This is a genomic window from Desulfobacula sp., from assembly GCF_021107415.1.
Map to the genome: position 1 here is coordinate 1 of NZ_JAIOSW010000273.1, position 23,791 is coordinate 23,791.

22 protein-coding genes are annotated in these 23,791 nt (G+C 41.9%); 12 read left to right on the forward strand and 10 right to left on the reverse strand.

Annotated features, from left to right (window positions below; genetic code table 11):
* Positions 1–82: 82 nt before the first annotated feature.
* The 9 genes from K8S13_RS14390 to K8S13_RS14430 all read left to right on the forward strand — a co-directional run bounded on the left by K8S13_RS14390 (position 83) and on the right by K8S13_RS14430 (position 12,168).
* Positions 83–376 carry a transposase gene (locus tag K8S13_RS14390; protein ID WP_291463502.1) on the forward strand — a complete coding sequence of 98 codons (294 nt, stop codon included), beginning with the start codon at positions 83–85 and terminating at the stop codon, positions 374–376.
* A 737-nt stretch (positions 377–1,113) separates the two neighbouring features.
* Complete coding sequence (locus tag K8S13_RS14395) at positions 1,114–4,995, forward strand: C25 family cysteine peptidase (RefSeq protein WP_291463505.1); 3,882 nt, start codon at positions 1,114–1,116, stop codon at positions 4,993–4,995.
* A gap of 853 nt (positions 4,996–5,848) precedes the next feature.
* Complete coding sequence (locus tag K8S13_RS14400; protein WP_291463507.1) at positions 5,849–6,628, forward strand: TIGR02757 family protein; 780 nt, start codon at positions 5,849–5,851, stop codon at positions 6,626–6,628.
* The gene (gene sfsA, locus K8S13_RS14405) at positions 6,625–7,338 is read left to right on the forward strand and encodes a DNA/RNA nuclease SfsA (protein WP_291463508.1); all 714 of its coding nucleotides are present in this window, start codon (positions 6,625–6,627) and stop codon (positions 7,336–7,338) included. Before K8S13_RS14400 ends, sfsA begins: the two co-directional genes overlap by 4 nt.
* Before the next feature lie 114 nt (positions 7,339–7,452).
* Entirely contained in the window at positions 7,453–8,016 is a 564-nt protein-coding gene (gene nifU / locus K8S13_RS14410; RefSeq protein WP_291463509.1) for a Fe-S cluster assembly protein NifU, read from the forward strand.
* 8 nt (positions 8,017–8,024) lie between these two features.
* The gene (gene nifS / locus K8S13_RS14415; protein WP_291463511.1) at positions 8,025–9,197 is read left to right on the forward strand and encodes a cysteine desulfurase NifS; all 1,173 of its coding nucleotides are present in this window, start codon (positions 8,025–8,027) and stop codon (positions 9,195–9,197) included.
* Positions 9,194–9,736: a 4Fe-4S dicluster domain-containing protein gene (locus tag K8S13_RS14420; protein ID WP_291463512.1), complete on the forward strand. Its 543-nt coding sequence runs from the start codon at positions 9,194–9,196 to the stop codon at positions 9,734–9,736. The genes nifS and K8S13_RS14420 overlap by 4 nt, the downstream gene beginning before the upstream one ends.
* A complete protein-coding gene (locus K8S13_RS14425) occupies positions 9,705–10,595 on the forward strand; it encodes a heterodisulfide reductase-related iron-sulfur binding cluster (protein ID WP_291463513.1) in 891 nt (296 codons plus the stop codon). Before K8S13_RS14420 ends, K8S13_RS14425 begins: the two co-directional genes overlap by 32 nt.
* 262 nt (positions 10,596–10,857) lie before the next feature.
* Complete coding sequence (locus K8S13_RS14430) at positions 10,858–12,168, forward strand: AAA family ATPase (RefSeq protein ID WP_291463515.1); 1,311 nt, start codon at positions 10,858–10,860, stop codon at positions 12,166–12,168.
* A gap of 74 nt (positions 12,169–12,242) precedes the next feature.
* Here the strand turns inward: K8S13_RS14430 and cysK are convergent, their stop codons facing one another.
* From cysK to K8S13_RS14445, 3 genes are read right to left on the reverse strand one after another with little or no spacing between them, the layout of a single operon-like run.
* Positions 12,243–13,169 carry a cysteine synthase A gene (gene cysK, locus K8S13_RS14435; protein ID WP_291463517.1) on the reverse strand — a complete coding sequence of 309 codons (927 nt, stop codon included), beginning with the start codon at positions 13,167–13,169 and terminating at the stop codon, positions 12,243–12,245.
* Complete coding sequence (locus K8S13_RS14440; RefSeq protein ID WP_291463518.1) at positions 13,153–14,139, reverse strand: serine acetyltransferase; 987 nt, start codon at positions 14,137–14,139, stop codon at positions 13,153–13,155. The genes cysK and K8S13_RS14440 overlap by 17 nt, the downstream gene beginning before the upstream one ends.
* A gap of 5 nt (positions 14,140–14,144) precedes the next feature.
* On the reverse strand, positions 14,145–14,540 hold the full coding sequence (locus K8S13_RS14445; protein ID WP_291463519.1) for a helix-turn-helix transcriptional regulator: 396 nt from the start codon (positions 14,538–14,540) through the stop codon (positions 14,145–14,147).
* A gap of 204 nt (positions 14,541–14,744) precedes the next feature.
* Between K8S13_RS14445 and clpB the strand changes: the two genes are divergently transcribed.
* Complete coding sequence (clpB, locus tag K8S13_RS14450; RefSeq protein WP_291463521.1) at positions 14,745–17,360, forward strand: ATP-dependent chaperone ClpB; 2,616 nt, start codon at positions 14,745–14,747, stop codon at positions 17,358–17,360.
* Here clpB and K8S13_RS14455 read toward each other — a convergent pair.
* The 5 genes from K8S13_RS14455 to K8S13_RS14475 all read right to left on the reverse strand — a co-directional run bounded on the left by K8S13_RS14455 (position 17,351) and on the right by K8S13_RS14475 (position 20,702).
* Positions 17,351–18,736: a sigma 54-interacting transcriptional regulator gene (locus K8S13_RS14455; RefSeq protein ID WP_291463523.1), complete on the reverse strand. Its 1,386-nt coding sequence runs from the start codon at positions 18,734–18,736 to the stop codon at positions 17,351–17,353. The genes clpB and K8S13_RS14455 overlap by 10 nt on opposite strands.
* Positions 18,737–18,933: 197 nt before the next feature.
* A complete protein-coding gene (locus K8S13_RS14460) occupies positions 18,934–19,119 on the reverse strand; it encodes a ferredoxin (RefSeq protein WP_291463525.1) in 186 nt (61 codons plus the stop codon).
* 32 nt (positions 19,120–19,151) lie between these two features.
* On the reverse strand, positions 19,152–19,694 hold the full coding sequence (locus K8S13_RS14465) for an NADH peroxidase (protein ID WP_291463527.1): 543 nt from the start codon (positions 19,692–19,694) through the stop codon (positions 19,152–19,154).
* A complete protein-coding gene (locus K8S13_RS14470; protein WP_291463528.1) occupies positions 19,691–19,924 on the reverse strand; it encodes a hypothetical protein in 234 nt (77 codons plus the stop codon). Before K8S13_RS14470 ends, K8S13_RS14465 begins: the two co-directional genes overlap by 4 nt.
* 85 nt (positions 19,925–20,009) lie before the next feature.
* The gene (locus tag K8S13_RS14475) at positions 20,010–20,702 is read right to left on the reverse strand and encodes a DVU0298 family protein (protein ID WP_291463529.1); all 693 of its coding nucleotides are present in this window, start codon (positions 20,700–20,702) and stop codon (positions 20,010–20,012) included.
* Between the two features lie 362 nt (positions 20,703–21,064).
* Here K8S13_RS14475 and K8S13_RS14480 point away from each other — a divergent pair, with 362 nt between their 5' ends.
* The gene (locus K8S13_RS14480) at positions 21,065–21,718 is read left to right on the forward strand and encodes a DUF1016 N-terminal domain-containing protein (RefSeq protein WP_291463530.1); all 654 of its coding nucleotides are present in this window, start codon (positions 21,065–21,067) and stop codon (positions 21,716–21,718) included.
* Positions 21,718–22,380, forward strand: a complete 663-nt coding sequence (locus K8S13_RS14485) for a transglutaminase family protein (RefSeq protein ID WP_291463531.1) — start codon at positions 21,718–21,720, stop codon at positions 22,378–22,380. The genes K8S13_RS14480 and K8S13_RS14485 overlap by 1 nt, the downstream gene beginning before the upstream one ends.
* A 13-nt stretch (positions 22,381–22,393) precedes the next feature.
* Here K8S13_RS14485 and K8S13_RS14490 read toward each other — a convergent pair whose 3' ends face one another.
* Both K8S13_RS14490 and K8S13_RS14495 read right to left on the reverse strand, forming a co-directional pair.
* Complete coding sequence (locus tag K8S13_RS14490) at positions 22,394–23,461, reverse strand: hypothetical protein (RefSeq protein WP_291463532.1); 1,068 nt, start codon at positions 23,459–23,461, stop codon at positions 22,394–22,396.
* 30 nt (positions 23,462–23,491) lie between these two features.
* A partial coding sequence (locus K8S13_RS14495; protein WP_291463533.1) for an acyl-CoA dehydrogenase C-terminal domain-containing protein occupies positions 23,492–23,791 on the reverse strand: 300 nt, incomplete at its 5' end.

A 23,791-nucleotide genomic window follows, 5' to 3' on the forward strand; every position in this document is an offset into this window, starting at 1 on the left:
AGAGCTTGTAAGCAAAGATCCATATGCTCCCGCAAGGCAATCAACCTTCCACTGGCGGAGATAGCAAGTTTGTAACCACTCTTTGCCATTTCGCTCGCTCAGTCGGTTTGCTACATTTAAGGTTCATTATATAAATCTTGCCCGGGAAGTAGTCCAGCAGGCGATTGACAATCTTAGCGAACATGCCAAGATCACTTCCCTTGACATTGACCGTGGATTTGCAGACGGTATTTTCTTGTGGTGGCTTAATACTAAGGACATTACCTTTCTTATCCCTGCCAAATCCAATATGAATGTGTACAAGGATGCGCTTTTCTGTATCGGCACAGGCAATCTCGACAAAAGAGATAAAATCCGCACGGTGGGAGCCGGTTAAAAATAAAATTACTGATGTAAAGAAATGATTGAAGTTTAGATTTTCAGGATACTTTTGAATAAGTACGAACTTACAGAGGATAGTCCGGGGGTTTTGAATTATGGATGGTCCAATCAATGAATTGTAGCCTGCAGTCAATTTTTTATATTATACACGTTAATTTGGAAGAATGCCCGGAGATGATTCTCATGGCTTATAAAATGGAATTGAAATTTTGATTCTGAAAACCTCAAATACCATATGTGGTACTGACGACATTTTTTTTAAATCCCCAGACTATGAATACAAGTACCCACCGATTGGATTTTGATTGTAGTCACTACTGGCAAAAAAAGTAAACGCCTTTTCAATAAAAGTCCTTAACTCATCTCATACAATTGTCTGAACTATAAATTTCTTAATCTCAAATGAAACTGAACCATAAAACTATTGTTGCTTAAATATATCTTGAGTCCATCATGTAATTTTATTCAGTAATGTCCGGTTAGGTTTTTGCATACTTTAAGTTTTTTCGATCTTTGACAATATTGTCCCTGCTTGGATTACACGCAACTCCATGAAAATAAAAATTATATTTTTAAGGCACGCGGCATTTTGCTGCCCCTTTGTCAATAAAAAAAATGAAATTTTAATAAAAAAAATGTATTTGGTGTGCTATGATAGTATCTAACTGGACACTACTGAGTCATTTGTGAAGTATGACAAATTTTTATTTTTGTTAAGAAAGGACTAATACTGTGAAACAAATAAAATTTGATAATTGTAACATCTGCCTATTGATCAGTCTGTTTGTCGTGCTTATCTTTTTTCCCGTACCCTCTGCATTTTCTACGGATTTGGTGATCATAGTTCCATACAAATCCACCGGTACCTTCGTTCAGCAAGATGAGGCATGGATCACAGTTGCCGAACAATATCAATATTACAGAGAAGAAAGCGGTGTAAGCACCCGGGTATTCACCTTGTCCGATCTCGGCGCATACGCAGGCGTGGATGAACCCGAACGGATCAAACGGCTGATTTATGATCAGGTGAAAAATTACGGGGTCCAATATGTCATGATCGTGGGAGACACAGGCGTTTTCCCAATACGCTACCAGTATTTTGGTTATTCCTCTGCAGGAGACACTCATTGGGCCTGGAATGAGGATTCTGATATTTGGTATGCCCACGCATCTTATGGGTTTTTCCCCTGTGACGCATACTATTCCAACCTCTGGGATAACGAAGATCCCACACGTGCTTTTGATAACTGGGACGTGGACGGGGATGGCTTTTATGGAGAAAAATACTACGACAATTTTCGAGAAACCGACCACAACACCATCCATCCGGATGTTGCATTAGGCCGACTTCCCTGTAAAAATCCGGATGAATTTTCCCGTTATATGCTGAAAGTAATGGCCTATGAAACCTCCACGGGTGTCGAAGGAACTGATAAAAATGCCCTGTTTATCGGCGGTGAATTCAGCGGCAGCCAGGACGCCAAACGCGAAATAGGCGCCTTTATGGACAGTTTCTACGATATCGCTTACCTGATGGGGGAACATGGCTCAACCTGGGATTTCACAGACGACGGCTCAGTCATCAACGGTGTGGATCCCCGGGCAACCATTATTGATTATGTAAACGACAATTATCCCCAATTTATCAATTATGCCGGTCACGGTGAGCCCCAAAGCCTCTGGGAACCAGGATTTTATCAGGCTGATGTATCTATGTTAACCAATTCCTTACGGCCGGCTATTGTTGTGGCTCCCGGTTCCTGTTCCACTGCCCGATATGCCCTGAGCGATTCAGGCACGACTCAACGGACCAGTCCCGTTGCTTTTAAGGTGGATAACGATTCCATGGCCGAAGCCTTTCTGACGGATTACACTGACGGGGGAGTCATTTACATAGGAAGCCTCATATCCAATCAACCTCCCGGCCATTACTTTGACAAACGATTTTTCAGAGCAGTTGAAAGCGGAATTTCAACGGCAGGTTCCTGTTATCTCCAGGCGGTTGAGGATTTTATTGATCATTACAGTCTGGATACTGCCAACCGGTCCACCTGGGAAACGGTCAGTGACTGGCCGGATGGCGACATTGGTGGACGCTGGGACTGGTTTTATCCTGCACGCTTTCATCATGTTTACAAGGTTCAGTTGTTTGGTGATCCTTCTCTGAATATCAACGGGGTGAATTTTGCGGGAGGGGTGACGCCGCCGGGCACTACAGCCTTCTATCAACGCTGGGTGAATCGACAGGACTATACCGATCATTTGAGCGCCAATTATTATCTGGACGTTAGCCTTGTTGCGCATATGAATACATTGCCGATCCGGACCTCACGTTATAATTACTATCAGGATGGTGAACTGTCTCAATGGCGGGACGGTGACTCATTTTCCATTCCCATAAACATGACAGCCGGCCTGGAAGGCGATGACGGCTACGAAATTTTATATTACACCTACGACATACTGGGATATTCCGATCCCGTCAACCGGGGAGATATCGGATTTGATTTCACCTATCCGGAATCAGAAATCACCGCATCCTATGGCGATGAGGATCCAGTTATTGTGGATGATGTAGCTGTATTTAGTTCGAATTCTTTTGTCATTGAAGCAACTGACGCCATTTCCGGTGTCGCTCGTATCGATTACAGATTCGGCTCCACTTCCTCCTTCACTTCTGCAAGCGGTCATAGCGTCACCATAGAAATCCCCTGTTTTTTAATGTCGGATTTTGAACTTTCATACCGGGCTGTTGACGGAGCCGGAAACATTGAAGACTGGAACGTCGTCGATATTCGTATGCCCTCATGCCCCAATTATTTAAATGTTCTGGAACGTTTCAGAAACATGCTTGAGGCTGAAGCCGGACGCCATATGTTTAATTTTCCGCCCCGTTTTGTGGATGACCGTGTGAAACTGGGATTGCGGATATTTGACGGAAATAATCCTTACGATAAACTGTCTTTTCAATATTCCGGCCCATTTCATGATGATTACGACTCTCACTCCTGGAAAGACATCGGAGCAGCCGTTTTTAATGACAAAAATGATACGTGGGAAATGGACTGGAACACCACATCTCTTTCCATGGATAACGCATTTTACTGGGTTCGGGCCATGCCCGAATCACCGCCTGAGCGGTTAAACGAAACAGAAGCGGAAACGTCTGATGTATCCGCCCCTCACCTGATCTGGGTCAACAATATGCAAAATGAAGATCCGAATAAAGAATCGATAACCCTTTTAGCTGATCCGTTGACAGTACGTCCCGGTGATCAATTGAAAATTACGGCTATATATCATTATGACGGCCAGGATTCCCAGAATAAGGTCACATTGCGGCTACTTTTGGATGAAGATTATTTTGACAATCTTACCAAAGATGACGTTGTCAAAATCATCGAAAACTGGAAAATTGATGAACCTGTCAGTTTCGATCTGATCCTTAAAAAGGATACGTTACCCGAGATCGACAACCTCTCTTTTAAAGCCGTCATGAAAAGCGATGATGCCGTTCTTTTAACAAGCAACTATGAAACAGTTACCCTCATAAGACCGCTTGCGGCAATCACAGGAACTGTTAAGGATACAAACGCGAATCCGATTGCGGCCAGTGTTGAACTTAAACAGGACGGAAAACACGTTGCAACGGAAATAGTCGATGATAAAGGAAACTACGTATTTTCAGATCTTTTCGCCGGCCTGTATCAAGTTGAACTGATTGAAATTCCGGCAATTAACCGTCCGGTGATACCGGTAAACGGTTTGGCTGTGGTACGGGTCAACGGAGAAGACATCACACAAAATTTTATGCTCGCCGGACAAGATGATCAGGCGCCAGGATTTACACAATTGTCTACCATTAAGGAGATAGCGGAGACCGGTGCTTTAACCGGTATCGCCTGCGACCGGAATTTTGGGACAGGCGTTAAGGCTGTCAGTGTATCCATCAGAGATGAAGTCAGAGGTTTGTATCTCACCGAAAACGGCAGTTGGGACATTAAAGAGAATTCGATTCCTGTGGAGGATATGAATCCATGTTCAGGATTCAGTTATACTACTGAAAACAAGGCCGTAGAATGTCAGGGCAATCTTCCCGCAGATACCAGCTGTGTGTCCTTCAGCCTTAATTTACCCATAATTGAAAATCTTTTAACCGGAAAAATTATTTTCACCCTGACTGCGGAAGATGAGGCGGGGCACAAAATCTCTCAAACATTTAGTAATACAGGTATTTATGTAGAATTTGCCGGCGACCTGACTTCTGGGGCCGCTCCCTTAACCGTGAATTTCACAAATTTGTCCGAAGGAGGCATTGATTTCTATCATTGGGATTTTGGTGATGGCGATACAAGCCAGCAATCATCGCCTTCACATACGTTCACCAAATCCGGCGAATACGACATCAGACTGATGGTTTCCGGTGAAGATATGTCGAATTCAATAACCAAACAGGCCTATATTTTTGTTACGGATGAATACTGCTACGGTGATTTCAATATGGATAGAGATGTGGATGGTCTTGATCTGGATGAATTCATCCGTAATTATGATCCAGCAACACATCTTGAAGGGTTTGCCAGTGAGTTTGGAAAAACTGACTGTTCGGACTGAATTTGTTAAATATAAAGAGGAAAAGCTTCTTCGCCTGACCAACAAATCTGTGATTGTTTTTTTGACGTTTGGATCTTATTTTTAATTGAGTTAAAAATCAACAAACTTGCATAACCATTAACAACTAAAGTGATAAACAATTCAAACTGTATCTTTGATATTTCCAATGATTAATTTTTAAACAGCGACCCAAGTGAGCACTATAACGTGAAGTCCAGATCATTTAAAAAATTTATCGAGACACAAGATATAGCATCCATATTTTTTTATTCTCAGATAAAAAATTCCACTATATGAGAAAAAGCAAAATTAAAAAAATCAAGATCCCATTCAACTTGATTGGAGATTGAGTTGAGTGAAAAACAGGCTTTTAGAAAACAAAAAAAATAAGCAGTCCCATTCTGATGCGGTGTGGACTATTTATTATATACTTGGGTTCTCTGAATAGTAGCCAGATACCACATCTTATGATTGATGGGATTTTTGCAAACTTGCTATCCCTGTCAGTGGAAGGTTGATTGCCTTGCGGGAGCATATGGATCGTTGCTTACAAGCTCTTGATTACTATAGCGATTAAACCGCCATGGTATTTGAGCGAAGAATGAGCGAGTTCATGGCGGTCAGCGAAGGTAATCTTAGAGCTTGTGGCAATGTCCATCCGGCGGACGCAAGGGGATCAGCCTGGAACGGGTTATGGTAAATATCCAGACGATGGCAAACAATTTTTAACACGAAATAATTTAAAATTTAAAAAATCTATTTGTGATTGCCCTGTCTGGCCCTGAATTTGCTTACTTAAATTATTATGATATAAAAGTATTCTAACATTTATGAACCAGGTGTGAATAGTATAATGATCCATTTAAAGGACAGACTGGAGAGAATTTATTTACAGTATAATAAAAGGGAATATGTGGATCCTGATCCGCTTTTGTTCCTGTATGATTATCCTGAAAAGAAAAACCTGGAGATTGCAGGTTTTATTGCGGCCTGCTTTGCTTATGGACGGGTTGAACAAATCATGAAAACGGTTTCTCATATCCTTGGCAAACTTAAGCCCACTCCTTTTGATTATCTTATGACCCGGACAAAGAAAGATATTGCAAATGATTTTAAGAGGTTTCGATACAGGTTTGCAAGTGATGTCCACCTGACCAGTCTTTTATGGGGGATCAGGGAGGTTTTAAATCAGTTTGTATCCCTTGAAAACTGTTTCTATGCAGAAATGAAATCTGAAGATGAGACAGTTTTGCCAGGCCTTGTCTTTCTTTCTGCTCAGATTAATAAGAATAAAGAGATCGGACATCTTCTGGCAGATCCGCAAAAGAAAAGCGCCTGCAAAAGAAGTCTTCTTTTTTTGCGGTGGATGGTGCGACAAGATCAGGTTGATCCCGGAGGCTGGGGAGAAACAAGCCCTTCCCAGTTGATTGTTCCTCTGGATACGCATATGCACAAGGTAGGGAAGATGCTTGACTTTACCGGAAGAAAGAGTGCGGATATGAAAACAGCGCTTGAAATTACCCAGGGGTTTAAAAAGGTCTTAAGAGAAGATCCGGTCAAATATGATTTTTGCCTGACCCGGTTTGGCATCAGGAAAGGATTAAGCATGGACCATTTGAGGAAAATTATATGAAATACAAAGGATTTCAATTGCCGCCGTTAATCACAGGGCGGTTAATAAAGCGGTATAAACGGTTCCTTGCCGATGTAGAGCTTAAAACAGGTGAAAAGGTGACCGCCCATTGCCCGAACTCAGGTTCCATGAAAGGGTGTGCTATTCCCGGATCACAGGTCTGGCTGTCCGAAAGTGATAATCCCAGAAGAAAGTATAAATATACCTGGGAACTGGTTAAAGTGCCGCAGACAATGATAGGTATCAATACCCTGGTGCCCAATAAACTGGTGAAACAATCCATTGAAAATGACTTGATAAAAGAGTTGTCCGGCTATGAACACGTGAGAGCTGAAGTAAAAACAAGCAGCCATACAAGACTTGATCTGCTTCTGGAAAATGAGGTAAAAGAAAAGTGCTATGTGGAGATAAAAAACTGTACCCTGGTAGAAGAAGGAATGGCCATGTTTCCGGATGCAGTGACCACAAGGGGGCAAAAGCATCTTGATGAACTGGAACACCTTGTGTCTCTGGGTCACAGGGGGGTGATTTTTTTTCTGATTCAGCGAATGGATGCCAAAGCCTTTAAGCCGGCGGCGATGATTGACAAAGTTTATGCTGAAAAATTGAAAAAGGTAGTGAAAAATGGTGTGGAAGTTATTATAAGGGATACCATCATTAATACACAAGTGATCAGGATAAGAAATGCTGTGCCGGTGTATCTGGATTGATGGCCTGTAATTACCAGGTAAAACATCAATTAAAAAGGTACAGCCTTTATTGACATTCTACCACTCTGTAGTATTTTAGACTAAGAATAAGATATTTGAATAAGGAGAAGGGTTATGTGGGATTATACAGATAAGGTTAAAGATCATTTTTTAAAACCCCGGAATGTGGGTGAGTTGGAAGGAGCCAATGCTATCGGAGAGGCGGGCTCTTTAAATTGCGGGGATGCATTGAGATTGTTTTTAAAAGTCAATGAGAACGAAAGAATTGTTGACGCAACTTTTATGACATTCGGATGTGCAAGTGCTGTAGCATCTTCATCAGCCTTGACTGAGATCATTAAGGGAATGACCCTGGATGATGCGGCTAAAGTAACCAACGATGATATCTCAGATTATCTGGGCGGGCTGCCAAAAGCAAAAATGCATTGTTCGGTCATGGGACAGTCAGCTTTGAAAAAAGCCATTGCGAATTACAGAGGTGTACAGATTTTGGCCAAACCGGGTGAATTGGTTTGTGAATGTTTTGAAGTAACGGATCTTGAGATTATTGATGCGGTAAAGGCAAATGGTCTTGAAACCACTGAGGATGTGACCGACTACCTGAAAGCTGGCGGCGGATGCGGCCAGTGCCTGGAAAGGATTGAAGAAGTGCTTGAATCAGTTAAAGCCAAAGGATAATTTTAAAAATGAGAATTGTATATACGGATAACAACGCCACAACAAAAGTTGCAGATGAAGTCATAGAAGAGATGCTTCCTTATTTTGGTGAGTTATATGGCAACCCCTCTTCCATGCATACCTTTGGCGATCAGGTTGACAAAAAAGTTAAACAGGCAAGACAGCGGGTGGCGGATTTTATCAATGCTGATCCTGAAGAAATTATTTTTACCAGCTGCGGGACAGAAAGTGATAATTCAGCAATTTATTCAGCCATTAACGCCTTTCCTGAAAAAAAGCATATTATTACTTCCAATGTAGAGCATCCTGCTGTTAATAACCTTTATCAGCATCTTCAAAAAACAAAAGGGTATGAGGTCACATTTATTCCAGTGGATAAAAAAGGACTTTTGGATCTGGATCTATTGTACAACAGCATGTCTGATAACACAGCCATTATTTCATTAATGTGGGCTAATAATGAAACAGGCGTTATGTTCCCCATAGAAGAAATAGCGAAAATTGCCAATGAAAAGGGGATCCTGTTCCATACCGATGCGGTTCAGGCAGCCGGTAAAGTTCCCATTGATGTCAAAAAGGCGGGTGTGGACATGTTGTCTCTTTCCGGGCATAAAATTCATGCTCCCAAAGGGATTGGCGTGCTGTATGTGAAAAAGGGATTCAAGTTTGCGCCTTTCCTGATTGGCGGACACCAGGAGAAAGGACGACGCGGCGGTACGGAAAATACCGTATCCATAATCGGGCTTGGAAAGGCCTGTGAGTTAGCCAGGGAGAATCTGACCATTATGAACACCGAAGTCAGGGAACTTCGGGATTATCTTCAAACCCGGCTCCTTGAGAAAATACCCGGGTCTTCGGTGAATGGAGATCTTGCGCTGCGACTTCCAAACACATTATCCATAGGGCTTGATGCGGTGGAAGGAGAATCCATACTGCTTATGTTGGACCGTGAGGGAATCTGCGCCTCTTCAGGATCTGCCTGTACGTCAGGATCTCTGGAACCTTCCCATGTGCTCATGGCCATGAAAGTGCCCTTTAAATCAGCCCATGGTTCCATTCGATTTTCTTTGTCCCATTATAATACAAAGGAAGAGATGGATATCATCATCACAGCACTAGTGCCTGTGATTCAAAAATTAAGAGATATGTCTCCCTTCTGGAAAGACGGGAAAATGGTATGATAAACCTTGGCAATAAACATCATGAGTTTGCCGATGAAATAAAGGCAAGCTCAGGGATCAATTTTAATACCTGCCTGCATTGCAAAACCTGTGCAAACGGCTGCCCTTTTTTAGAAGGTATGGATTATGCTCCTAATGCTGTTATCCGTCTGATTCAGTTAGGGCTTGAAGAAGCAGCTTTAAAATGTTCCACTATCTGGATTTGTGTGGGATGCAATATCTGCAGCAGCTATTGCCCCATGGCAATTGACGTACCGGCCGTAATGGATGGACTTCGTCATAAGGCTCTTGAAAAAGGGATCAAAATTGCAGAGCCTGATGTGTTAAATTTTCATACCGAAGTATTGAACACGGTAAAAAAATACGGCAGAACCCATAAACTTGAGATCATGATGCGATACAAGCTCAAGAAGATGGACCTTCTCAGCGATATGGGACTGGGGCTTAAAATGTTGAAAAAAAGAAAATTGGATTTAACACCATCAAAAGTTCAGGATAAAAAAGCCATTGAAAAAATCTTCAGGGAGAAACAAAAATAACCGCCCGTCGGAAAGATTGAAATTTTCTTTCTTTCCGGGGTGCTCGCTTAAAGCATCAGGACATGAGAACACCCTGTCTTTATTGAGGTTTTGCGATAGTGTGAATATCGAGCTTAAAGAGCTTGAAGACTGGAATTGCTGCGGGTCATCATCTGCCCACAGCATAGACCATAATGTGGCAAAAAAACTTCCCATGCGAAATATTTCCCTGGCGCCAAAGGGAGTTCCGTTACTAATCGCCTGCCCAAGCTGTCTGATCCGCATGAAGTCCATGTATTTAAAAATTAAAAAAGACAAAACCTTAAAGCAGGAATATGAAAATCTATGGGGAAAGCCCTTTGATGAAGACCTTGAGATTATCCATTTTTTTGAAATTTTTAACAGAATCCGCCTGGAAGACTATATTGATCATCCCGAAGAAAAATTAAAAAAAATTAAAGTGGCCCCCTATTATGGCTGCATGCTCTCCATGCCGCCGGATTTAAGATTTGAAAAGAACTATTCCGGGATCATGGAAAAAACCCTTACAAAACTTGGGGCTGATATTATTCCCTTTGGGTATGAGAATATGTGCTGCGGCACATACCTGTCGGTTGCAAAACCTCAACTTGCCCAGAAAGTAGTAACCCAGATTATTTCAAAAGCAATGGAAGCTGGAGCAGAATGTTTGGTAACCGCCTGTTCCATGTGTCACCTGAATCTTGAGATTCGATGCGCCCTTGAAAACCCCATTCCGGTTCTTCATTTTTCCGAGTTGCTTTCAATGGCATTGGGTGCCGAAGATCAGAAAAAATGGTTCCCGCGGCATATCGTAGATCCTGTGCCTCTTCTAAAGAAAAGAGGGTTGTTAACGTCCTGATAACCTCATACTCGTTGCTTTTTTTGGCCCTGCCTGGCCTGTTACGTTTTAAGATATGCAATAAAAATCAATAAGTATGTTGAAACATACCCATAGAATATACAAAAAATGGTTAAAAATGGGGTATATTTATCTAAAATTATTTAATATCCCTAACTTTTTAAAGGAATGGTTTAAAAACAACCTTGTCTTTTTAAACTATCACGTTATAATGATAGAATATTTTTATAACCTGAAGGTCACACGTTAAAAGGAGACGGGTTTGAAAAGATTAATTGAAAAGAAACTCCTGGATTGGAAAAACTCAAAAAGAAGAAAACCGCTTATCTTAAGAGGTGCAAGGCAAATTGGTAAAACCTGGATAATTAAAAATTTTGGTGATAGATACTATAAAAATATAGTAATAATTGATTTTGAAAAAGAAAGAGAATTGCACTCTTTTTTTGAGAAATCTCTTGATCCCGTAATTATAAAGCAATCAATCGAAATTATAAAAAAAACAAAAATAATACCGGAAGAAACACTTCTCTTTTTTGATGAAATACAAAGTTGTCCGAGAGCAATAACCGCATTGAGATATTTTTATGAAGAAATGAATGAAATTCATGTCATCGCTGCAGGGTCACTGTTGGAATTCGCCCTTTCAGAGATTTCTTTTCCAGTTGGACGGGTCCAATTTCTAAATATGTATCCAATGACATTTGCGGAATACCTTATGGCTTCAGAAAATGAAACAGCATTAGAAATTATAAATTCAGAACCAAAAAAATTACCTGAACAAATACATGATTCAATACTCCGCGAACTGAGAACATATTTTTTCATAGGCGGAATGCCTGAAAGTATAAAAGTATTTATTGAAAGTGGTAGTATTTCTGATTCATTTTACGTTCATAAAGAGCTTATCACTACATTTCAGGACGATTTCTCCAAATATGCGCCATACGCTGATAAACACTGTTTGGGTGACGTATTTAAAAACGTGGCAAAGAATATTGGCAATCAGATAAAATATACTCATCTTTCCGAATCATTTTCTTCTCCAACAATTAAAAAAGCTTTTGAAATTTTATTAAATACCAAAATAATAAAAAAGATACCTTCATTAAGTAACATTACGCCCCCTTTTAATTTGAATGTTTCTTTAAAAAAATTTAAAACTCTGCTCTTAGATATTGGATTATGGCAGCATTTGAGTGGGATGTCGGATTATCTGGAACTAACGAAATCAGATCTCTCAAATATATACAGAGGCGCTTTAGCAGAACAATTTGTTGGACAGGAGTTAATTTGTGCAAATGATGGCGAAATTTGCTACTGGGCAAGAGATAAAAAAGGAAGTAGTGCAGAAATTGACTACCTTGTTACCATTGACGGGAAACCATATCCAATTGAGGTTAAAAGTGGAAAAGCCGGTTCTTTAAAAAGTATGCATATGATTCTGAAAAACTATCCTGATTGTCCTTCAGGTATAGTCTTTTCAACCCGACCTTTTGAAAAGTTAAAGGAACAAAAATTAATTTTTTTGCCGTTATACTATTCTGGTGGGATAAAAGGGGTCGCACCTTTTTAAAAAATATTCCTCACAAAAATACTTTAAGATTACCAATCGATAAGGCCTCGTTTGTTTTTGAATCATCCCTTTATTCAGGATGTTTTAAACAGATCCGTGCTCAGGTATCGTTCTCCGGTATCCGGGATGATAAACACAATGGTTTTTCCCTTGTTTTCAGGCTTCAAGGCAATCGTCTTGGCCGCATGAAAGGCAGCACCCGATGAAATACCGCAAAGAATGCCTTCATCCCGGGCAAGATCCCTTGCCCCTTGAAGGGCCTCTTCGTTTCCAACTGAAATGATTTCATCGAGGATATCCACGTTCAGATTTTTCGGGATAAAACCGGCACCAATACCCTGAATTTTATGGGGACCCGGTTTCCCGCCGGAGATGACAGGTGAGGCAGCAGGCTCTACAGCCACAGATTTTATGGCAGGATTTTTTTCTTTCAATACTTCTGAAACCCCGGTAATAGTGCCGCCGGTCCCCACTCCTGCAACAAAGATATCAATCTTTCCATTTGTATCATCCCAGATTTCCAATGCAGTGGTTTTTCGATGGATTTCAGGGTTGGCAGGATTGGAAAACTGGTCGGGCATATAGGAATTAGGTGTTTCCTTAACAATTTTCTTTGCTTCTTCAATGGCGCCTTTCATGCCCTTAGACCCTTGGGTCAGGACGAGGGTGGCTCCGAGGTGTTTTAACAACTGCCGCCTTTCAATACTCATTGTTTCCGGCATGGTTAGAATTAATTTCAATCCTTTTACCCGGGCCACAAAGGCAAGGGCAATGCCGGTATTACCGCTGGTGGGTTCTACAATGGTGGAGTCAAGGTTGATTTTTCCTGTTTTAAGGGCCACCTCAATCATGGCAAGACCGATCCTGTCTTTTACACTTGAAGCCGGGTTAAAAAATTCAGGCTTTCCATATAAATCTGCTCCTGTTTTCAAGCTGGCCTTTTCAATATATATCAAAGGGGTATTGCCACATGTTTTTGTAATATCAGACTTGATACTCATGGTTTAGTTCCTTCTGGCTTTCGTGGCGTTTATAGATAAGGTGGGGGGATTCAATAAATACTTTGGTATCCGGCGGAACGGAACGGGTCAGCCAGACGTTGCCGCCCACAACAGCGCGGGCACCAATATTGGTGTCGCCTCCCAGAATGGTGGCACCGGAATATATGATGACATCATCTTCAATGGTGGGATGACGTTTGGACCCCCTGAGTTTTTCGCCGGCATTTGGGGGCAGTGACAGCGCACCAATGGTAACATTCTGATACACCCTGACATTATTGCCGATAACACTGGTTTCACCCACGACTATACCTGTTCCGTGATCAATGACAAATCTTTTCCCTATTTTTGCACCCGGATGGATGTCAATCCCGGTCAGGCTGTGAGCGTGTTCCGTCATGATTCTTGGCAGTTGGGGAACACCTAGTTTGAATAGAATATTGGCAATCCTGTAAACTGTGATGGCGTATAGTCCGGGATATGAAAAAATAATTTCATCGTGACTTTTTGCAGCAGGGTCTCCATCCAGGGCACCTTTCACATCTTCAGCCAGAGATATGCGAAGATCCGGAATGGCCTGGATTACTTTCAGAGCAATTGTATTACCGGTTTTTTCACATTCAGAGCATGCCTGGCCATACCGCAGGCAGTCATGTCTCAGTACATGAATGATCTGTTCTGACAGGATATCATACAATAGTGAAACAGCTTGACCCATATTGTAGACAAGGTTTGCCCCGTCAATTTTTTCACTTGAAAAGTAGCCGGGGAAAAGAATTTCTCTGAATTTATCAATCATCTCCTTTACGGTTGTTGAAAAATGGATGGGTTCATCCCCGATATGGACAAAACACCTCTCATCTTCCATGGATGCCAGGATAGTATTGATGACCTGTGGTAATTTTTTGCGATACTCGGAAGCATTTTCTCTTTCGGTTCGGCAGACATTGTTTATAATAAAATCATCCATTGCCCTTAATTTCCTTTTTCTATTCCAAAAAGATGTTTAAACACTTTGCATTTTTTGCACTCTTCCATTTTGTCTTCCCATGAAATATGGGCTTTGCCACTGCATTTGGTCCCATTAATAAACCAGCACAGATCACCGGATTTAAATTCCCATGCCGGACAGCTTTTAAGTAATTTATCCGGGCATTTCCGGATATCCCAGCATTTATCCGGAGGTGCGTCATTTCTCAGGAGTATTCGGGAAAGCAGGAAAAGCAATTGCCGCTCAACATGATGGGGGATTCTGCGCCAGCCTTGTTCATAACTGTGAATTGCCTTTATAGAAACGCCAAGAAGCTGTGCCAGCTCTTTTTGAGTCTTGTTCAGTCTTGCTCTGATGTCTTTGAATTTATTGCTTTTCATTAATTACACTTTTTTTAAGTTAAAGGATTATTCAGTGTCCTACTTATTTTTTTAAATATATACCACATAGTGGGGGCTGTCAATGGGGAAGCCAGATATTCAAAGGACAGGCGGGTATAAAAATAATTGATATGCGGTTCTTGACGTTATCTTTTTTTGCATTACTTTATGTAATAAATAATAAAAAATAATGAAAGGTGGTTTATGGAATTCGATAAATTAACGGTTAAATCCCAGGAACTGTTACAATCAGCCCATGATATGGCTCAAAAATATGGCAACCAGGCCATTGAGCCAATCCATTTTTTAAAGGCCATGAGTGAGGATGATCAGGGGATTGTTCTGGCCATATTAAGAAAGATCGGCGTTGAAATAGATGTTCTGAAAAAAGATATTCAACAAGCCATTGAAAAACTTGTCCAGGTATCTGGTGCAGGAAATATCTATCTCTCACGGGACGGCAAAAAGCTGTTGGATCAATCCTTTTCTGAAAGCCGGAAAATGAAAGATCAATATGTGAGCCTTGAGCATATCCTTCTATCTCTTAGCACAATGAAGGGAGACGTTTTTCAGGTCTTGCAGCAAAATGGTGTAACACGTGATGCCATTCTATCCGTGTTAAAGGATATCCGGGGGAACCAGAGTGTGACAGACCAGAATCCTGAAGAAAAATATCAGGCCCTTGAAAAATTTGGACGGGATTTAACAAAGCTTGCCCGGGATGGAAAGCTTGATCCCGTTATCGGCAGGGATGAAGAAATTCGCAGAATTGTACAGGTTTTGTCACGAAGACGGAAAAATAATCCGGTCCTCATCGGTGAACCCGGTGTCGGTAAAACAGCTATTGTAGAAGGTCTGGCCCAGAGAATTGTTGAAGGGGATGTGTCTGAAACTTTGAAAAACAGGCGGGTGATAGCCCTTGATATGGGTGCATTGCTTGCCGGGGCCAAGTTCCGGGGTGAGTTTGAAGAACGGCTCAAGGCCGTATTAAAAGAAGTGGAAGCAGCAGAAGGTGAAGTGGTTCTTTTTATTGATGAGCTTCATACTGTGGTTGGTGCAGGAGCAGCAGAGGGCTCTGTGGATGCCTCCAATATGCTCAAGCCTGCCCTTGCCAGGGGAACGCTTCGATGTGTCGGTGCCACCACACTCAATGAATACCGAAAATATATTGAAAAGGATGCTGCCCTTGAACGGCGGTTTCAGCAGGTTTTTGCAAAAGAGCCCACAGTGGAAGATACCATCTCTATTTTAAGAGGATTGAAAGAAAAATATGAGATCCACCATGGGATACGGATCAAGGATTCTGCCATCGTAGCCGCAGCCACCCTGTCCAACCGGTATATTGCAGACCGGTTTCTGCCGGACAAGGCAGTGGATCTGATGGATGAATGTGCTTCCCGGCTGAGGATAGAAATTGATTCCATGCCAAGGGCTATTGATGAGATTTTAAGAAAAATTACCCAGGCCCAGATTGAACGGCAGGCCCTGATCAAGGAAAAAGACAAGGCATCCAAAGAGCGGCTTGAAAAACTTGAAATGGATATTGCGGTCATGAAAGAGGAAGTTGGACCGTTAAAACTTCATTGGGATAGTGAGAAGCAATTGATACAGGCCATAAGCAGTATAAGAGAGGCCATGGACAGCGCCCAGACCGAGGCCCATATGGCAGAGCGTAATGGAGATCTTGAAAAGGTTGCCAAGATCAGATATGGCACCATGGAACAATTGCAAAAAGATTTTGGAGCCAGAAAACAAGCCTTGAATGAGCTTCAAAAGGACAAGAGAATGCTCAAAGAAGATGTGGAAGCGTCTGACGTGGCAGAGGTTGTTTCAGCCTGGACAGGAATTCCAGTGTCTAAAATGCTCAAGGGTGACCAGGAAAAATTGATTCAAATGGAAGACGTAATTAAAAAAAGGGTGATAGGTCAGCAAAAAGCCATTGATGCTGTATCTAATGCGGTCAGACGTGCCAGATCAGGACTTTCACCGGAAGACCGCCCCATTGGCACCTTTATCTTCATGGGGCCCACAGGCGTTGGTAAGACTGAACTGGCTAAATCCCTTGCCGAATTTATTTTTGACAATGATGAGAATATGATCCGGGTGGATATGTCGGAATATATGGAAAGGCATTCTGTGGCCAGGCTCATTGGTGCCCCTCCGGGATATGTGGGGTATGATGAGGGAGGATTTTTAACAGAGGCAGTCAGAAGACGTCCTTACTCGGTGATCCTGTTTGATGAAATTGAGAAAGCCCATCAGGATGTGTTCAATGTTCTTCTGCAGGTTCTAGATGACGGCAGGATGACAGACGGCCATGGCAGAACTGTGGATTTTCGAAACACCATTATCATCATGACATCCAATGTGGGCTCCCGGTTTCTGCAGGAGGCAGGAACAAGTAAGGAGCTTGAGGATGCCGATATTCAGCAGGGTATCGCCAGCGCGCTAAAAGAGGCGTTCAGGCCGGAATTTTTAAACCGGATTGATGAAATTATCACCTTTCATGCTTTGACAATGGAGAATATAAAACAGATTGCCGGAATCCAGATTGAGAAACTCAATCAGCGGCTGAAATCCCGCAACCTTTCGATCCATCTGGATGACAAAGCCATGGAGCACCTGGCAAAAAAGGGATATGATCCCATTTTTGGTGCACGCCCTTTAAAGCGGGTTATCCAGCAGGAGATTGAAAACCCCTTGTCCATGACTATTCTTAAAGGAGACTTCAGCCAGGATGAGACCATTGAGTTCAGGTTTGATGAAAATGAAAAAAATTTAACGATAAAAATCCGTGCAATCAGTAATCATCAAAATTGATCCACATAATTTTTTATCTCTTCATTCTGGGCAAGAAATCTGTAAAGGGTTGCTCTTCCAACACCTAATACCCTTGCGGCTTTGGATTTGTTACCGCCGGTCTTTTTAATCGCATTCTTAACCGATTCAATGTCAAGTTTGCTTCTGGCGGGAATCGTCTCCTGTGGTTCAGGTCTGTCTGAGAACTGAAAGTTAATATCTTTACCCTGAGTGATTTCCATGGGCAGATCCGATGGCAGTATTTCACTTCCCCTTGAGCGCACCACGGAAAACTGGATCACATTTTTCAATTCCCTGACATTTCCCGGCCAATGGTAATCAAGCATGATATCAAGAGCTTCGTCGGCAAGTTGTGGAATAGCATGCGGGCTTTCCTGTTCAGCTTCCTTTAAAAAATGGGCAGCCAAAAGATGGATATCACTTTTGCGCTGTCTTAAAGGGGGCAGATGGATGGGGATGACATTGAGCCTGTAAAAAAGATCTTCCCTGAACCTGCCGGCCGTGACTTCCTCTTTAAGATTTTTATTGGATGCACTGATGATCCTGACGTCCACGGAGACTTTTTTTTCACCGCCGACTTTTTCAAAAGTACCTTCCTGTAAAAATCTTAAAAGTTTAACCTGTGTTTTTAAGGGCAGTTCAGCCACTTCATCCAGAAAGAGTGTTCCCTTGTCTGCCAGTTCAAATCTTCCCTTCCTCTCTTTGACGGCGCCGGAAAAGGCCCCTTTGACATGTCCGAATAATTCACTTTCCACAATCCCTTCCGGAATAGCCCCGCAATTTACAGGAACAAAGGCACCGGTGCCATAGGAGCTGATATCATGAATAGCATAGGCTACCCGTTCTTTTCCCGTGCCGGTGTCACCTGAGACATGAACCGGGTAATTGTACAGGGCAACATCTCTGATCTGCCTGAAAATATCCTGCATTGATTTGTGTTTGCCGATGATACCGGCAAAGTTAGAAAGGTTTTCAGCTTTTAAAGACAGGTTAAAGGATTCAGTCACATCCCTGAAGGATGCCAGTACTCCGTTTAATACATTCTCATGGCTGATGATGGCGGAGACGGTCATTTCAAGCTGACGGGCAGAACCGTCTTTTGTAATGATGTTCAACGGATATTCTTTTGCACCAAAAGGAAACTGTGGCGCACCATCGCAAAAAGAACATTTTTTTCCGCAAAAAGGTGCCTGGAAAACCGTATGACAGTCATTGCCAATAACCTCTGCTCTTAAATATCCGGTAATTCTTTCTGCTTCCTTATTGAAAACCGTAATGATTCTTTCAGGAGTATGACAAATTATTCCAAGTTTCAGGCTGTCAAGAACAAGAATAAGATTGTCATGGTCAAGTATGGGTTGTATCAAGTCGGTCATTGTGTCATTTCCCAAATATATAAAATAATTATTTGTCAGGGTTGCTGGATTGGTAAATGACACATTTGTGTATCAGACGCAATGTTTTTTTATTGATTTGTAAAATACTTGTAGAATTTGACTGAAGGAAGGGACGTTCAGGTGAGCGGTGAGATAAAGCCAAACCCGAAGATTTAAAAAATCTTCGGGTTAAAAATTTATTCCCATGTGATACAGTCTTTGGGACAATTTTTTATGGCTTCATGGATATCTTCATCTGAGTACTTGTCAAGGGAAAGTACTTCAACAAAAACCGCATCATTGATCCCAAATGCATGGGGGGCCAGCTCAACACAGATTTCGCAGAGAATACAACTGCCTAAATCAACAACAGGGGTTTTCATAGACAACAAGGTTTCCATGATTTAAAATTGGTTTATTTAAAGAATCGGTTTAAAAGTCCTTGAAATGCCATCCCATGACGTGCTTCATCCTTGCACATCTCATGTACGGTATCATGAATGGCATCATAACCCAGCTCTTTTGCCTTTACGGCAATGGCTTTTTTCCCGGCACAGGCACCATTTTCAGCAAGAACTCTGGCAGTCAGATTTGCCTTTGTATCGGCTTCAAGCACTTCACCTAAAAGCTCTGCAAATTTTGATGCATGATCCGCTTCTTCATAAGCGATTCTTTTATAGGCTTCAGCAACTTCCGGGTATCCCTCACGGTCTGCCTGGCGGCTCATGGCAATGTACATACCCACTTCCGTACATTCGCCCATAAAGTTGTCCCTTAATCCCTGAAGGATTTCAGCATCAACATCTTTTGCCACACCGATTACATGGGCATCGGCCCAGACCAAATCACCTTCCTGTACGGAAAATTTATTTTTTGATGCGCCGCATTGGGGGCATTTTTCAGGGGCATCGTCACCACTATGGGAATAACCACATACTGAACAAACATAAGTCTTCATTTACTTGTCTCCTTTTTTATTGAATTGTCCCACCAGCCTTTTTGCATATGTGCATGCTTTTCTTTTTGTGCAAGATCCAGAAGCCTGTACCCGGAATCCAGAAGGATGCCGTAAAGCACACCGCATCCGGGATCTTCCCGCTGCTCATAACCTGTTTGCGCAAGTTTGATCATTTCATGTGCAAGATCAATGGTTTGAGCAATATTTATGTCACACTTTTTTTTAAGCATAAGTCCATCATTATTATTTGTTTCACACATATCCGGCTAACTTCGTTTCTAAAGTTGTTATTCAATAAGCATGCCACAAAATAAATTATGCAAATATTTTGTGGCCTTCACAGGGCAGGATCATGTCACAAACGCGTGTTGCAGTGAAGTTCCAGTTGCTAAAAATATCAATATGATGATGGTCGGTCATAATGTTTTCAGGCACAATACTGCAATCAAGACATCCGGCATTCATCAGGGCTCTTACGGCATATCCCCTTTTGACAGGATCTAAAGAATGTAAAAATTCAAATAGGAATCCTTTTGTTTCATCATTCAGATCCCGGGGATTTGATTCAAGGTATGTCCCAATCCCCCACAAGACACCCCTTTGAAGCGCTTCATGCTCAATATAATTGCCACCTGGTTGAATATATGAGAAAAGAATGGATTTAAATTCCAGTGCAAGTTGCGGACTCCGGCAAAGAATTTCTCCCATGGCTTCGGGTGATCCCCATCCAATTCCACCGGATTCGTCATTCAGATTCCACATGATCCGTCTCAGGACAATCCTGGCTTTTTCCATATTCCTTTGTCCCATTCGTGATCCAAGAGCCCCCATTGCAGTAATACTCCGGAACTTTACCAGTTCATCTTTATGGTAAAAATGGGAAAAAAGATGACCCACCAGCTGCTTATCAGGAATTTGCCTTAACATTTCCATAGCCATCTTGCGATGGGGTTCCAGAAGAATTTTCCCTACTCTTTTTTTTGTTTCTCTTCCATAGGGCTTTGTCATGGGATACCTACTTGTTTTATTTAGATTTAAAGAGCTTACTTAAAAACTTATTGAAAATTAAAGAGCATAAAGTGTGCCAGATATTGGCTTGCCGGTTGGCCCGAAGAAAAGAGGGGCAGGTGGTTACAATCAGCAGAGTTTGTGTCTCAAATTATGGGACATTTTTGTTTCGAGAGACAATTGCTATAGCAGATCAAACTCTACTTTGGGAAATGGTGGGGGATTAAGATAGATTTTTTACAAATGATATGGTAGTCAAAAAGGAGGCATATGATAAGTATTTTTCTAGAACAAAATTGATTATGAGAAGCTGAAAAATAACAGCGGCATCAAATGGAATTTGGGTAAAAAAGGAAAGCACCATGACCAAAGACATTCCCCAATCCGCAACCGGGCACATCTATCGAAAGATTAAGAACCTCCTTATTCAATCGCGCTCCCGGGCATTTCAGGCAGTTAATACTCAGATGGTGACCTGCTATTGGCATATCGGTCGCTTGATCGTTGAGGAAGAACAGAGTGGAGCAGAACGGGCAGTTTATGGAAAAGGATTACTTGTCGAGTTGGCAAAAAAACTCAGCGCTGAATTTGGTAAAGGCTTTGATGCTTCAAATCTTCGTAATATGAGGCTTTTTTATAAAGGGTATCCAAATTGTGACGCACTGAGTCACAATTTGAGCTGGACTCATTATCGTATTCTTTTGCGGGTGGAAAGTCCTGATGCCCGGGCATTTTATGAAGCCGAAGCAATTAATACCCGCTGGTCTACACGTGAACTTGAACGTCAGATTGCTTCACTATTATTCGATCGGCTGGCACTCTCACGGGATAAGAACGGGGTTAGTGATGCCGTAGTCCGATATACTTTGCCAGAGGACAACAACCAGATTTTTGCCTCACGCTATAAACTATATTTACCAACAGAAGAAGAGCTGGCAGCTGAAATTCAGAAAGAACGCCGGTTTATAGAAATGGAAAAGCGGTTATCAGACAAGGAGGAAATCAGGACTGAATAATGAAAAAATATCTTAACCCTACATATTATATCGACAGTGATCACCCTGCAGTGATTGCCTTTGCAAACAAAAATAGTAAATCAGACGTCACTGAGATTGAAAAGGCAATGGATCTTTATTATGCAGTCAGAGACGGCATCCGATATAACCCATACAGCATGGAGCCCGGCAAAGAATCCATGAAGGCGAGCGCTGTCCTGAATAAAGGACAGGGGTATTGCGTGGCCAAGGCAGTGCTTCTGGCTGCCTGTGCCAGGAGCCAAAATATTCCTGCAAGACTTGGATTTGCTGATGTTAAAAATCATCTAACTACCAAACGTTTAATGCGATTGATGGGAACAGATGTCTATATTTACCATGGCTATACCGAGTTGTTTTTAAACAACAAATGGGTGAAAGCAACCCCTGCATTTAACTTGGAACTTTGCAATAATTTTAATGTAAGACCTCTGGAATTTGACGGAACAAAAGATTCCATATTTCATCCCTTTGATAGATCAGGGAACAAACATATGGAATATGTAAAGGATCATGGCGCATTTGCAGATCTTCCCTGGGACATGATTATGACCGAGTCAAAGAAAAGTTATCCTGTCTATTTTGAGGATCTTGAAAGACGTTCCAAGGACTTTTCAGCAGAAGCCTTAAAAGAAAATCAATAGCATTGCCATGATTTTATTTTTGTCTGAATGCCGCTGAAACTTCTTTGGTCAGTTTTAATACGGTTTTGGCCGAGTCAAGATCAAGGGAGCCGGTGCCGCAGCTGGGAGTGATAAAGGCTTGTGATATGATGGTCTCTTTATCAATTCCTGTTTTGTCCGATAACTCATCCATCTGGCCATGGAGCAATTGAACAAGTCCCTGGGTGGTTTGTGCTGCGATCACCTCTGGTTTGGCTGTCGGGACAATCCCCCAGGCAAGAATCTTACTTTGCTCTAAATACGTTTTAATCATTTCCGGGTAAAGGATAAATCTATCAAAAAATGAAAATGCATCAAAGCTGATAATATCAATTTTTGAGCCTAAAAGCATATCCCACTCTGTGTTGGCACAGACATGGACGCCTGCCAGACCATTTTGGGCATGAATTTCCCGGACAATCTCCTCAATGCTTTGAATGACATCCTCTTTGGTGATGGTAATATACGCAGAGGTTCCGAATCCTGCCAATGCCGGTTCATCAATAAAAATAATGGGAACAGCCCCTCTTTTTGAAAATTCCCCAGCCTGCCACCTGGCATTCAAGGCAAGCTTTTTTATGGCTGCATCTTTTAACTGGTCATTATAAAAAATATCTTTATCATTTTCATCTTTTACCGCAGTCCCAAAAGTGATGGGGCCTGTCACTTGTCCTTTCAGGGCAATAAAAGGCGATCCTTTTTCATCCACCTGTTTTAAAAATTCAAAAAAACCTTTTCCCCTTGACCCTGACAGGGCAAACCTTGACGCACCAACATCTGCTCCGGATTCAGTTATGGATAGATATTCTTCAACAAAAGCAAGAAATTCTTCGTCAAATCCAGGTTTTGATGTGTCAAGCAGGCTTTTTTCAGTTTCATTGGTAAATCCGGGAAGTCCAGGAAGAAACTGGTTGATCATGCCTTCTTTTTTATAAAGAGGCAGCTGTACCCACAACGGAATATCAGGGGTGTGATCAAGAACAAGTCTTGTTGCTTCTTCATGGCTGTCCATGGGAAGGCTTCCGATTAACAGTGGCAGCCCATTGGCCTTAAAATTTTTCATTTTTCATTTTCCATTCAAAGTTGGTAAAGCTTAGTTTGGAAACATATTATCATCAATATCTATTGCAGCACTGCTGGTGTTCATCAGTGCATTGAATCTGCCAAGTGTTACAGGAAGCTGTGTTTCCACATAAAATTGTAAAGATTTAATGATTCCTTCATAAAAAGATTTATCTTTCTTTTTGGCTTTTTCAAGTTTCTGGCCAGCGATGGTGGCTCTCCAGAGCAGCATCCATGCCATAGTGGCATCCCCGGTTGCATCCTGAAAAGGATGGGCATTGGCAAAGGCGTTCAAGGCTTTTTCAGACATGGCGGTCTGGCCCATGTGGAT